General features: G+C 52.3%; 14 protein-coding genes. 6 read left to right on the forward strand and 8 right to left on the reverse strand.

All coding sequences use genetic code 11. The features are described from left to right. Window positions 1–6 precede the first annotated feature (6 nt). A complete protein-coding gene (locus E1B03_RS22815; protein ID WP_103769798.1) occupies window positions 7–360 on the forward strand; it encodes a glycerol dehydratase reactivase beta/small subunit family protein in 354 nt (117 codons plus the stop codon). Further along, window positions 361–891 carry a cob(I)yrinic acid a,c-diamide adenosyltransferase gene (locus tag E1B03_RS22820; RefSeq protein ID WP_133086984.1) on the forward strand — a complete coding sequence of 177 codons (531 nt, stop codon included), beginning with the start codon at window positions 361–363 and terminating at the stop codon, window positions 889–891. It begins immediately after the preceding gene. Here the strand turns inward: E1B03_RS22820 and dhaR are convergent. The 3 genes from dhaR to E1B03_RS26550 form a co-directional block, all read right to left on the reverse strand. Continuing rightward, window positions 869–2,794 (reverse strand): dihydroxyacetone kinase operon transcriptional regulator DhaR, encoded by a 1,926-nt coding sequence (gene dhaR, locus E1B03_RS22825; RefSeq protein ID WP_103769800.1) that lies wholly within the window; start codon window positions 2,792–2,794, stop codon window positions 869–871. The genes E1B03_RS22820 and dhaR overlap by 23 nt on opposite strands. 90 nt (window positions 2,795–2,884) lie before the next feature. Beyond that, window positions 2,885–3,982 carry a glycerol dehydrogenase gene (locus tag E1B03_RS22830; protein WP_133086985.1) on the reverse strand — a complete coding sequence of 366 codons (1,098 nt, stop codon included), beginning with the start codon at window positions 3,980–3,982 and terminating at the stop codon, window positions 2,885–2,887. Between the two features lie 58 nt (window positions 3,983–4,040). Beyond that, window positions 4,041–4,391, reverse strand: coding sequence for a hypothetical protein (locus E1B03_RS26550; RefSeq protein WP_246044128.1), 351 nt, complete (start codon window positions 4,389–4,391; stop codon window positions 4,041–4,043). A gap of 152 nt (window positions 4,392–4,543) precedes the next feature. Between E1B03_RS26550 and E1B03_RS22840 the strand changes: the two genes are divergently transcribed. Further along, a complete protein-coding gene (locus tag E1B03_RS22840; RefSeq protein WP_133086986.1) occupies window positions 4,544–6,202 on the forward strand; it encodes a glycerone kinase in 1,659 nt (552 codons plus the stop codon). On the opposite strand, the gene E1B03_RS22845 is transcribed toward E1B03_RS22840, so the two are convergent. Beyond that, window positions 6,199–6,486: a hypothetical protein gene (locus tag E1B03_RS22845; RefSeq protein WP_133086987.1), complete on the reverse strand. Its 288-nt coding sequence runs from the start codon at window positions 6,484–6,486 to the stop codon at window positions 6,199–6,201. The two genes, E1B03_RS22840 and E1B03_RS22845, sit on opposite strands and share 4 nt — an antisense overlap. A gap of 131 nt (window positions 6,487–6,617) precedes the next feature. Beyond that, a complete protein-coding gene (locus tag E1B03_RS22850) occupies window positions 6,618–6,917 on the reverse strand; it encodes a hypothetical protein (RefSeq protein ID WP_133086988.1) in 300 nt (99 codons plus the stop codon). A gap of 26 nt (window positions 6,918–6,943) precedes the next feature. On the opposite strand from E1B03_RS22850, the gene E1B03_RS26275 reads away from it, so the two are divergent. Continuing rightward, complete coding sequence (locus E1B03_RS26275; RefSeq protein ID WP_165955336.1) at window positions 6,944–7,117, forward strand: hypothetical protein; 174 nt, start codon at window positions 6,944–6,946, stop codon at window positions 7,115–7,117. Window positions 7,118–7,239: 122 nt separating this feature from the next. On the opposite strand, the gene cfa is transcribed toward E1B03_RS26275, so the two are convergent. Then, the gene (cfa, locus tag E1B03_RS22855) at window positions 7,240–8,394 is read right to left on the reverse strand and encodes a cyclopropane fatty acyl phospholipid synthase (protein ID WP_103769805.1); all 1,155 of its coding nucleotides are present in this window, start codon (window positions 8,392–8,394) and stop codon (window positions 7,240–7,242) included. A gap of 67 nt (window positions 8,395–8,461) precedes the next feature. Here cfa and E1B03_RS22860 point away from each other — a divergent pair, with 67 nt between their 5' ends. Next, a complete protein-coding gene (locus E1B03_RS22860; RefSeq protein WP_133086989.1) occupies window positions 8,462–9,310 on the forward strand; it encodes a helix-turn-helix domain-containing protein in 849 nt (282 codons plus the stop codon). Here E1B03_RS22860 and E1B03_RS22865 read toward each other — a convergent pair whose 3' ends face one another. After that, complete coding sequence (locus E1B03_RS22865; protein WP_133086990.1) at window positions 9,311–10,084, reverse strand: siderophore-interacting protein; 774 nt, start codon at window positions 10,082–10,084, stop codon at window positions 9,311–9,313. Window positions 10,085–10,319: 235 nt separating this feature from the next. Here E1B03_RS22865 and E1B03_RS22870 point away from each other — a divergent pair, with 235 nt between their 5' ends. Then, window positions 10,320–10,997 (forward strand): PadR family transcriptional regulator, encoded by a 678-nt coding sequence (locus E1B03_RS22870; RefSeq protein WP_165955337.1) that lies wholly within the window; start codon window positions 10,320–10,322, stop codon window positions 10,995–10,997. Here E1B03_RS22870 and E1B03_RS22875 read toward each other — a convergent pair. Beyond that, window positions 10,994–12,559 carry a methyl-accepting chemotaxis protein gene (locus tag E1B03_RS22875; RefSeq protein WP_133086991.1) on the reverse strand — a complete coding sequence of 522 codons (1,566 nt, stop codon included), beginning with the start codon at window positions 12,557–12,559 and terminating at the stop codon, window positions 10,994–10,996. The genes E1B03_RS22870 and E1B03_RS22875 overlap by 4 nt on opposite strands. Between the last annotated feature and the right edge of the window lie 291 nt (window positions 12,560–12,850).

The raw sequence follows: 12,850 nt of genomic DNA on the forward strand, positions 1-12,850 counted from the left end.
GGCGCAATGTCACTTTCATCACCGGGCGTACATCTGTTTTATCACTCACGCTGGCAGGAGACTCGCGTGCTTGATGAGCTGTGCTGGGGACTGGAAGAGCAAGGCGTCCCATGCCGGACTGTCTGTTGCGACGAACATGACTGCGCGCTGGTGCTAAGCAAGCTGGCGGCAAAAAGTTCGACGCTACGCGTAGGTCTTGGTCTCAACGCCAGCGGCGATATTGCCTTAACCCATGCCCAGTTGCCCGAGGATCGGGCGCTGGTCCGTGGGCATACCCGCGCCGGGGCTGCCCAGCTCCGCGCGCTCGGTGCCAATGCCGGTCAACTGGTCAAAGTGGTTCCCTTCAGCGAGATTAAATAAATGTACCGCATCTATACCCGAACCGGCGATAAAGGCACGACCGCCCTGTTTGGCGGCAGCCGTATCGACAAAGACGACATCCGCGTTGAGGCCTACGGCACGGTGGATGAACTGATTTCCCTGCTTGGCGTCTGCTATGCCAGCACGCGCCTGGCCGGGCTACGTCAGGATCTGCACGCCATGCAGAAGATGCTGTTTGTACTGGGAGCGGAACTCGCCAGCGATGAGAAAGGACTGACTCGCTTAAAACAGCGTATTGGCGAGGAGGATATTCAGGCGCTGGAGCAGCTTATTGACCGCAATATGGCGCAAAGCGGCCCGCTCAAAGCGTTTGTTATTCCGGGGAAAAATCTGGCATCAGCACAGCTACACGTTGCGCGAACCCTGACGCGTCGGTTGGAGCGAGTCCTCATCGCGATGGGCAGAACGCTGACGTTACGCGATGAGCCCAGACGTTATATCAACCGACTGTCGGATGCGTTGTTCTCGATGGCGAGAATGGAAGAAACTAGTCCAGATGTTTGCGCTTAAACTGGCTGGCATCGATGTCGTATTGCTTCATCTTGCGCCACAGGGTGGTGCGGCCAATGTTCAGCAATTGCGACATCTCCTGCACGCGCCCGCTGGTGACGCGGGCAGCATGGATAATTGCCTCTTTTTCGATAGCGGTAAACGTCAGACTGGCTGGCAGCAGTGATGACGCCGTCTCCAGACCGGGGCGTTCGGCAAACAGATAATCCGGCAAATTGCTTAGCCGAATATGGCCGTTATCACTGCTGATAGCGATGTTTTCGATAATGCTGTTCAGCTCAAAGTCATTGCCCGGCCACGAATAGGCCACCAGCTGTGCCAGCGCGTCGTCGTCGATCTTCAGACTGGATGAAAAGCGTTTTTTCAGGCTATTCAGCCGCGTATAAATCAGCGAGGGAATACTGTTACGCCGCGCCCGCAGCGGGGGGATCACTATCTCAAAAGAGTGCAGCGCATAATATAGCTGGCGGCTAAAGCGGTTTTGCTCCACCAGATTGGCGAGATCAACCGTGGTTGTGGCGATCACTTTGACATCTACCGGAATCAGCCGGCGGGCATCCAGGCGAGTTAATACCCCCTGCTTGATCACCTGTAACAGCGCGGATTGCAGCTCAGGTGCCAGATATTCAATTTTTTCCAGAAACAGCGTGCCACCGTTCGCCAGTTCCAGACGGCTCAGCCGACCGTTTTCATCATCGGTGGGCGCACTGCCCATAAAATCCTGGCCCAGCACGCTGTTGGCATACAACTGACAGTTCACGGCAATATATGGTCCGCTGGCACGCTCGCTTTCGTTGTGAATAGCCTGACTCAGCAGCTCTTTACCAACCCCCTCTTCTCCACACAGCAGGATCGGGAAACTTCCTCTCGCCGCCTGGCGCCCAAAATGGATCAAGCGGCGGGTTTCCGGATCGTCTGTCGACATCTGCTCAAAGGTGTGGCTCACCTTGCCAAGCTGGCTGGTCATCAGCTGGCGCATTTGCTCCACCGGATGCAGCAGCAGAATAAAACTGTTGCCCTGCTCCTCCACAATCGGCTTCAGGGTGATGACGGCATCAACAAATTGATGCTGGCTTTCAAAAGTGACTTCAACGTGATTCAGGCCGCGGGCATGTTTGATCGCCCGGCGCAGCAGCATGGGTAGATTGAGCAGATCGTTAATGTTTTTCCCCTGGCTGGCCTGCGCGTCGAGATGCAAAAGCAGCGCCGCACGCGCATTGAGGAACTGCAATACGCCCTGTTCGTTCCAGGCCATTACGCCATCATCCATGCTCTCCAGCAGGCCGTACATCTGGTTCAAATGGCGATTAGATTCAGCCAGCAGGCTGTCGGTCAGCAAAGAGTTGCCGACTTCTCTGGCAATCGCCAGCGTCAGGGATAAATCAGAAACGGACTCATGCTCCACAAGGCAGCACAGCGAGATAGAACCGAACAGTCGACCATGGTTATCGAACACCGGCGTCGAGCAGAATGACCAGGGATGTAGCGCCTGCTTAAAGTGCTGATCGCCAGAGGTTTTTGTCGGCTGCCCCGGCATCGTCGCCAGAGAAAGCGCACAACTGCCTATAATGCTTTCCGCACAGTAGCTGCCGTCGCGAAACCCAAGCTCCGCCAGCTGTTCTATCGTCTGCGGATCGCCGCAACGGCTGAGAATACAGGCTGATTCATCCAGAATCAGCAGCGCGCACGGACGGCCGTCCATAAACTCCCAGGCATCTTCCAGCGCGGCCTGAGCAATCGTCAGCAACGCCGTCTTGCGACGACAAATCGACTCAAAGGTCAGCCCCTGCGCCTGATGCGGCGCCTGCCAGGTTTCCCGCTGCATAAACTTGCTGCAACGATGCCATGACTGGGCGAGAACCGAAGAGACTTCCTGCCCGATGCTATGCGTGTGCGCCGTCATATCCCTTTCCGCTGTTTTACCATAGACAACCCCTCCGGCAGAGACTGTCAGAGGGGGAGAAGATGCCGGAGAAAACTTACCGACGACTGATTAACGCGCCAGCCACTGCTGTCCCAGCAGGTCTGCCGTCAGAATAGCGGCATGTACGCTTTCAGGCGTTACCGGGAACGGCATATTGTGGATGGTTTCACCTTCTGCACAGGTCGCTTTCGCCACGGCCATAATCTTGCCGTCAACGTCGTCTTTCACGCCCATTTCCGCTAACGTTACCGGCAGGCCTACTTTCTGACAGAAATTCAGCACGGTTTCGATCTCTTCCATCGGGCTGTTTTGCAGCACCAACTGCGCCAGCGTACCAAAGGCGACTTTTTCACCGTGGTACAAATGGTGACACTCTTCCAGAATCGTAAAGCCGTTGTGGATCGCATGCGCCCCAGCCAGACCGCTGCTTTCAAAACCGATGCCGCTGAGGTAAGTGTTCGCTTCGACAATACGCTCCAGCGCGTCGGTCACCACGCCAGCCTGCGCGGCAAAGCGTGCCTTCTCGCCTTCCGCCAGCAGGGTATCATAGCACAGGCGCGCCAGGCTCAGCGCCGCCACGGTGGACTGTCCGCCCGCCATGCTGGTCGCTCTGGCGTCATAACAGGCTTTCGCTTCAAACCAGGTCGAGAGCGCATCGCCCATCCCGGCCACCAGCAGACGTACCGGCGCTTTAGCAATGATTGCGGTATCCATCACCACCATATCCGGGTTTTTCGGGTAGATCAGATACTCTTCAAACTCACCGGCTTCGGTATAGATAACGGACAGTGCGCTGGTTGGCGCATCGGTAGACGCGATTGTCGGGATCACCACCACCGGCAGCTTCTGGTAGTAACCAATCGCTTTGGCGGTATCCAGCGTTTTCCCGCCGCCAATCCCAACCACGCCACGGCAACCGTGCTGTTTCAGAATGGCAATCAGGCGATTAATTTCAACATGGCTACATTCACCGTTGAAGCGTTCCGCATGACAGCTAATGTCGTGGCTGTGCAGGCCATTGAGTACTTTCTCTCCCGCCAGCTTCATCACGAAGTCATCCGCGATCACGAAAAAGCTGTCCGCCAGATTTTTAGCGTATTGACCAAACAAGGTGGAAGCGTCAGGACCCTGGAGATATTTGGCTGGAGATTGAATAACTTTTAGCATTCCTTTCATCCTCAAATAAGTACATGTTTTTACATGGTGAGCCCTGGCGTTAACCCTTTTAGCCTGATATTGACGGCGAAAGCGGACGTACCGGAGCGATGCAATAACTGTATGGCGAGGCGTGCACAAAAAGATCTTTCGTCTTTTTGTTCTGATATGAAACAGATAAAAACGGAGTACGTTTCATATTGGAACGCTTATCCATAAAAAAGATAAGGTTTGCGATCCCGATCCGTTCATTTACTGCCAAATCTCCAACACAGCCGAATCCCACTTTCACTTTTACCCACTCAATGACATTAAAACCGATAAAAAAAGCGTAGCTGCGCCGTATAACCTGTGCCGATCGCAGGAAGAAAAAGTCGAGCAAGCTCGCATTGTGATCGTTCCCTGTTTTTTTCAGTTTCATTTCGGAACAAAAAACAGCGACAACGTTCCGTAATGAAACTCATTTTAACGTTGTTTTTTTCCACGCAGACTTCGCCAGAATCTCTTCATCGCCTCCGCACCATAGTCTCAGCATTCGGGGGTTTGTTTTTCACTCAACCTCGAGGAGCCGTTATGTCTCAATTCTTTTTTAATCAACGTACCCATCTCGTGAGCGACGTCATCGACGGTACGATCATCGCCAGCCCGTGGAATAACCTGGCGCGTCTGGAAAGCGATCCGGCCATTCGCATCGTGGTCCGCCGTGACCTTAACAAAAATAACGTAGCGGTCATTTCGGGTGGCGGTTCGGGTCACGAACCCGCACACGTTGGGTTTATCGGTAAAGGCATGCTGACCGCTGCGGTCTGTGGCGACGTGTTCGCTTCCCCGAGCGTGGACGCGGTACTGACCGCCATTCAGGCGGTGACCGGTGAGGCGGGCTGTTTGTTGATCGTGAAAAACTACACCGGTGACCGTCTTAACTTCGGTCTTGCCGCCGAGAAAGCCCGCCGCCTTGGCTATAACGTTGAAATGCTGATCGTCGGCGACGACATCTCCCTGCCGGATAACAAGCACCCGCGCGGCATTGCGGGAACCATCCTGGTACATAAAATCGCAGGCTATTTTGCCGAACGCGGCTACAACCTCGCCACCGTCCTGCGTGAAGCGCAGTATGCGGCCAATAACACCTTCAGCCTGGGCGTTGCGCTTTCCAGCTGTCATCTGCCGCAAGAAACCGACGCCGCGCCGCGCCATCATCCGGGTCATGCAGAGCTGGGCATGGGTATTCATGGCGAACCGGGAGCCTCGGTTATCGACACCCAGAACAGTGCGCAGGTAGTGAACCTGATGGTGGATAAACTGCTGGCCGCTCTGCCTGAAACCGGTCGTCTGGCGGTGATGATTAACAATCTTGGCGGCGTGTCTGTGGCTGAAATGGCCATCATTACCCGTGAACTGGCCAGCGGCCTGCTGCATCCGCGAATCGACTGGCTGATTGGCCCGGCCTCGCTGGTCACCGCGCTGGATATGAAAGGCTTTTCTCTCACAGCCATTGTGCTGGAAGAGAGCATCGAAAAAGCGCTGCTCACCGAAGTGGAAACCAGCAACTGGCCGACTCCGGTCCCACCGCGTGAAATCAGCTGTGTACCGTCATCTCAGCGTAGCGCACGCGTGGAATTCCAGCCTTCGGCGAACGCCCTGGTGGCCGGGATTGTGGAGCTTATCACCGCAACGCTTTCGGATCTGGAGAGCCATCTTAATGCGCTGGATGCCAAAGTCGGCGATGGCGATACCGGTTCAACCTTTGCCGCAGGCGCACGTGAAATTGCCGGTCTGCTGCAGCGCCAGCAGCTTCCGCTGGATGACCTTGCCACGCTGTTCGCGCTGATTGGCGAACGTCTGACCGTGGTGATGGGTGGTTCCAGTGGTGTGCTGATGTCGATCTTCTTTACCGCTGCCGGACAAAAACTGGAACAGGGAGCAGATGTTGCCAAGGCGTTAAATACGGGTCTGTCGCAGATGAAGTTCTACGGCGGCGCAGATGAAGGCGATCGCACCATGATTGATGCGCTGCAACCGGCCCTGACTTCGCTGCTGACGCAGCCGCAAAATCTGCAGGCCGCATTCGACGCCGCGCAAGCGGGAGCCGAACGAACCTGTTTGTCGAGTAAAGCCAATGCTGGTCGCGCATCATATCTGAGCAGCGAAAGTCTGCTCGGCAATATGGACCCCGGCGCTCACGCCGTCGCGATGGTGTTTAAAGCGCTGGCAGAGAGTGAGTTGGCCTAAGCCATAGCTGCCTGATGCGTTTCACTTATCAGGCCTACGGAGTGCACGCTGTTGTAGGTCGGATCAGGCGCTTGCGCCGCCATCCGGCGAAGGAATGCCTGATGCGTTTCACTTATCAGGCCTACGGAGTGCACGTTGTTGTAGGCCGGATAAGGCGCTTGCGCCGCCATCCGGCGAAGAAATGCCTGATGCGTTTCACTTATCAGGCCTACGGAGCGCGCTGTTGTGGGTCGACTCAGACGCTTACGCCGCCATCCGGCGAAGAAATGCCTGATGCGTTTCACTTATCAGGCCTACGGAGTGCACGCTGTTGTAGGTCGGATCAGGCGCTTGCGCCGCCATCCGGCGAAGAAATGCCTGATGCGTTTCATTTATCAGGCCTACGGAGCGCGCTGTTGTGGGTCGACTCAGACGCTTACGCCGCCATCCGGCGAAGAAATGCCTGATGCGTTTCACTTATCAGGCCTACGGAGTGCACGCTGTTGTAGGTCGGATCAGGCGCTTGCGCCGCCATCCGGCGAAGAAATGCCTGATGCGTTTCACTTATCAGGCCTACGGAGTGCACGTTGTTGTAGGCCGGATAAGGCGCTTGCGCCGCCATCCGGCGAAGAAATGCCTGATGCGTTTCACTTATCAGGCCTACGGGGTGCGTTGTTGTAGGCCGGATAAGGCGCTTGCGCCGCCATCCGGCGAAGAAATGCCTGATGCGTTTCACTTCTCAGGCCTACGGAGCGCGCTGTTGTGGGTCGACTCAGACGCTTACGCCGCCATCCGGCGAAGAAATGCCTGATGCGTTTCACTTATCTGGCCTACGGGGTACGTTATTGTAGGCCGGATAAGGCGCTTGCGCCGCCATCCGGCGAAGAAATGCCTGATGCGTTTCACTTATCTGGCCTACGGGGTACGTTGTTGTAGGCCGGATAAGGCGCTTGCGCCGCCATCCGGCGAAGAAATGCCTGATGCGTTTCACTTATCAGGCCTACGGGGTACGTTATTGTAGGCCGGATAAGGCGCTTGCGCCGCCATCCGGCAGAACATTAACGATAAACGCGGATCCCACCTTCTACGCCGCGGCTAAACAGCACCTGCCAAAGCTCAATATCTCTGGCGCGGAAAGCCCCTGCGCAGGCGCATAAATAGTAATTAAACATTCTTCTGAAAGTGGCGGAATAACGCGATGACAGCTCCGGCCATGCCTGATTAAAACGCTCGTGCCAGGCCATCAGCGTTTTATCGTAATCGCTACCAAAGTTATGCCAGTCCTCCATCACAAATCGTGATTCACTGGCCTCGGCAATATGGGAAATCGCCGGTAAGCAACCGTTCGGGAAAATGTATTTATTGATCCACGGATCGACACTCATCCCTTTTTTATTGCTACCAATAGTATGTAGCAGGAACAGTCCGTCCGGTTTTAAACAACGGTCGGCGATGCTGAAATAGGTGTCGTAGTTTTTCGGCCCGACGTGTTCAAACATCCCCACGGAGACAATGCGATCGTAGTGTTTATCGAGGTCGCGATAATCCTGCAGCAGAATGTTAACGTCCAGCCCTTCACAGCGCTGCTGCGCCATTTTCTGCTGCTCTTTGGAAATGGTAACGCCTTCTACCGCCACACCATAATGGCGCGCCGCATATTCCGCCAGCCCGCCCCAGCCACAGCCGATATCGAGTAAACGCATACCAGGTTTAAGCTGGAGTTTCTCGCAAATCATTTTTAATTTGGCATTTTGCGCATCGTCTAATGTGGTCGCGTCTTTCCAGTACCCGCAGGAATATTGCATATGCGGATCAAGCATCAGCGCAAAGAGATCGTTACCAATATCATAATGTTCTTTGCCGACAATCCATGCACGGCTCCGTGACTGCAAATTAAACAGGCGCGCGCTGGCAATGCGTAAAATATCTTTCAGGTTTCCCGGCATCTGCTGGTCGAGTTTTGCCTTCAGGATTTTGCAAAACAGAATATCGAGCCGATCGCAGTCCCACCAGCCTTCCATATAGCTTTCGCCAAGTCCTAACGAGCCCTGTTGCAATACCCGTTTAAAGAAACCGGTATGATGAAGTTGAATGTCCCAGGCACGCGAGCCATTAATTCTGATATCCGCTTGCGAAAGCAGCTCTTTTCCCATTCGGGTCCAGTTATCATTTATTTCATTGACGATCACAGCATCTGAACAAAGCGAGTTCATGGTATTTACCAAAAGTGGGCTAAAAATTCTTACACAAGATTATTATGGAAAAAAGAGTGCATGTATTATGATCTGCGGACAAGATCTATCGAGCAGCGGCCACATCATTGGGAGCATTGACGATTCATTTATGGAAACTCTCGCGCAAAAACGGTGGAACTCCTTCCCGGATAACTCCATGACGGAACTGCCGCAGGATGTATTCTTTCGCTCTTATGTCCTAGAAGCCAACCACCATGTTCCGCAACATTCACACTCTTTTATGCAGTTTCATTTCGCCCGTAAAGGCAGTATGCGTATTGATGTTGCCGGCAAATGCTGGATAATCCCAGCGCATTATGGAATCTGGATCCCAAATAATACCGAGCATGCGGTTTGGGCTCTGGATGATGTGTATTTAGAGAATCTGGATATTAAACCGGGGTTTCTTGAAGAGAGCATCAATGAATGTAAAGTGGTGGCTATCAGTGATTTCGCCAGAGAGTTTATTCATTACGCCACGAATTCAATTTCAGGCCATTATGATAGCCAGTCAAAAGAGGGCAAACTGGTCAGCGTCCTGGTCGACATTATTCTACAACTTCCGGAAGTCGCTTTTGTATTACCCTGGCCGCAGGACAGTGAATTAACCAAAGTATGCCGAACCATACAAGAATCCCCCGCACTGGAGCATTCGGTTGAATACTGGGCACAGCATCTGGGCATGTCTGCCCGTACCTTTTCACGCCATTTCAAAAAAGAAACCGGATTACCCTTCAGCGTCTGGAAGCAAAAAATGCGTATTCTGGAATCCGTATTAATGCTGAAGAAAAATAAAAGTGTAACCGCCGTGGCGCTAGATGTGGGGTATTCCAGCACCGCGGCATTTAGCTACGCATTCCGCCATGCGTTTGGCGTTCCGCCATCTAACTACTGATTAACGGCGTTGATGCCAGTAAGCCGCCGCGCGAACCCGTTGCTGATCGAACGCCTCGGTTACAAAGCGAGCACTCAGGTTTTTGACTACTTTGCCTTCGCCGGTGATCCAGATGTAATAATCGTCTGCAGGCACGGTTAGCCGCGATAAATGTTCATTCACCCTTTGCTCGTCATGGCCGATAAACCACTGAATGGTAAATCCGTCGAGATGGGCAAAATAATCCTGGAACGCGGCATCCTGCACGCTTACCAGCGCCGTGACGTGCGGACGTACCGCCAAACGGCTGAGCGACTCCAGGCGTCGGCGCAGCGCGGGCATTCCCGATTCATCACACACGTAAACCTGATACGCATAGTCCTCTGGCACGACCAAAGAACCGCGCGGCCCGCCGATTGTCAGCTTGTCGCCCTCGCGCGCATTCATCGCCCACGTACTTGCCACACCACCATCGTGAATATAAAAATCCAGCGCCAGCTCATGGCGCGCTTCGTCATACAACGGCGTGTAGTCACGGGATAACGGACGCACGCCGTCAGCCCAGACGATGCCTTCATCGGTGACAACCGGCGGCACAAAGTGGCTGCCCGGTTCAGGGAAAAAGACCTTGGTATGGTCGTCAAAGCCGCGTGAGCTAAAACCGTCCAGAGCGTCGCCGCCCAACACAATGCGTTGAAAGCCCGCGCTAATACGTTCTACGCGCAGGACGGTAAGTTCCCGAAAGCGCAGTTCATTGCGAACGCGCTGCGGGTAGCGTGAGGTGTTTTTTGTCATTTTTTCGCCTTGTGAAGATAATACGATATATCTAAATTTATTTTTAAATGATAATGATTGCTAATCAAGAGGATTGCAAGCACTTTTTTGATATACTCACCGTCTGATTCCCCGACCATTAGCGCCACATAAAATCACCTAATAATCAATGCATTAAGTAAAATTTAGTTTGTAGCCTTGCAAGATGATAATTTTTAGATATAAATTAGATGTATCTAAATAACATCAGGAGACGATGATGCAAAACCATCATGAAGGTTGCTGCAAACATACAGAGCACCAACACGAAGGCTGCTGCAAGGGTGAAGGACATCACCATGAAGGCCGCCACAACGAGCACCACGCAGGTTGCTGCAAAGGTGAAGAACATCGCCATGAAGGCTGTAACAAAGAACATCACCATGGACAGGGCTGTGGACACCGCCACGGTCGCGGGGGCGGCGGTCGTCGCCAACGCTTCTTCGGTCACGGAGAATTACGCCTGGTGATTCTGGATATCTTGACCCGCGACGCCAGCCACGGCTACGAGTTGATTAAAGCGATTGAAACCCTGACTCAGGGTAACTACACCCCAAGCCCGGGTGTTATCTATCCGACGCTGGATTTCTTGCAGGATCAGGCACTGATCACCATCAGCGACGAGGAAGGTGGGCGTAAACAGATTGCGATCACAACCCAGGGCCTGCAGTGGCTGGATGAAAACCGTGAGCATCTGGAACATATCCACGAACGTATTAAAGCCCGCAGCGTGGGGTTTGAATTGCGTAAGAACCCGCAGATGAAACGTGCTCTGGAAAACTTCAAAGCCGTGCTGGATCTACGGGTCAATCATGGTGATACCAGCGATGCGCAAATCAAAAAAATCATCGGTATTATCGATCGCGCTGCGCTGGATATCACTCAGTTGGATTAAACAGGCTGCGTATCACCGTTACGAACGCGGAATACCTTAATCAGCTCTTTTAAATGTACAGCCTGCTCGTTCAATGACGCAGCTGCCGCAACAGACTCTTCTACCAAACAGGAGTTCTGTTGCGTAGTCGTGTCAATCAGGCCAATCGCACTGTTAATTTGCGAAAGACCGTCCGTTTGCTCCCGACTGGCTTGACCAATTTCTCGCAATATCACATCCATTTCCTCAACGTTTGTCACCATTCCGTTGATCAACGCATTGGCTTTTTCAACCAACAATAGTCCTTCCCGAGTTTGACTGGTGGATTCTTCAATCAGATTACGGATATCGCTGGCTGATGATGCGCTTTTTTGCGCCAGTTGGCGGACTTCTCCGGCCACCACCGCAAACCCACGTCCATGTTCTCCAGCCCGCGCGGCCTCCACAGCCGCATTCAGCGCCAGGATATTAGTCTGGAAGGCAATGGAATCAATCAGGTTGATAATATCTGACATACGGTTAGACGTTTCATTAATCACGCGTATTTTATACGTCACCTGCTCCATCATTTCGCCGTTGTTTTTCACCACTGCTGCGGCTCCTGCGGACAGCTTCGTTGCTTCATGAGTATGGTCTGCCGTCGTTTTTACTGTCGCAGTTATTTGTTCCATTGACGCAGCGGTCTGTTCTACCGAACTTGCTTGTTCTTCGGTTCGTGCAGCCAAATCCTGATTACCCGCCACAATCTGCGCCGCCGCTGTGGAGATATTCTCGGAACCGTTTTGGACGTCTTCGACAATCTCCAGTAAGCGGGTTTTCATCGCCATCAGCGCACGCAACAGAATACCTGTTTCATCTTCCTGCTTCGCATTAATACTGCGGGTCAAATCTCCCTGCGCAATCGCCTCAGCAAACTGCACCGCTTCATTAAGCGGTGCAGTGATTGAACGCACAATATACCCTCCCATCACAAAGCCAGCGGCGATGCTAAACAATGCCAAAGTAATCAACAAAGTGCGGTTAGTTTTGAAATCATGCTCAACCTTAGCGCCCGAACTCAACATTTGTGCATTTTCAATGGCAATAAGCTCCTGGACTTTTTCTTTATAAGCCTGTTGAACATGCACGGTGGAGGTCATCATCTCTTGCATCGCAGCTGAACGTTCGTGGTTTTGCAACGCCTGTAGAATACGGTATCGCGAGGCCAGATATTGCTCGCGCACATCGCGAATATCCGCAATAATTTTTTTCGACTCGTCATTAAGAGATGCACCACTCAGCGTATCCAACAGGACGGAAATCTGCTGGCTGATCGCATTGAGTTTTTTCTGCGACTCCTCCGTCCATTTACCTTCTTCGTCCATTAACATCAACTGCTGGATACTGACAAATTCCTGAAAATTATCGATCAGCAGATTAGCTTTTACCGTAATGGGATAATCTTTGGTGATGATGTTCTGCATCCGACTGTTGCTTTGCTCCAGGCTCAACAATGAAAGCCCTGAGCTCACGACTATCAGAACAATAAAAAAGCCAAACGCGATAAATAATTTTGAGCGAATTTTAACATTATTCAAAAACATACTTTCTCCCTGGGAGTCGTTTTCCTTTGTCCAATGTCTTTATCGGTAAGGCATTACCTAACTTTATAATACTAATCATCCTTTCGGTTATTTTATTATCGACAAGTCGTTTTTTACGATGAATACAGTTAAACCACTCAATATTTTTAAAATAGTTATTAAAGTTCAATAAATATATAAAAACAAAAATGAGAAACAGACAACCACAGGGGTAATATGAAATTATGAATAACCAATAATGAATTAACACCGATGCTACAGATAACGCTTACCGGAGACGATAAGCGTTTG

Source organism: Citrobacter arsenatis (assembly GCF_004353845.1).
GTDB lineage: Bacteria > Pseudomonadota > Gammaproteobacteria > Enterobacterales > Enterobacteriaceae > Citrobacter > Citrobacter arsenatis.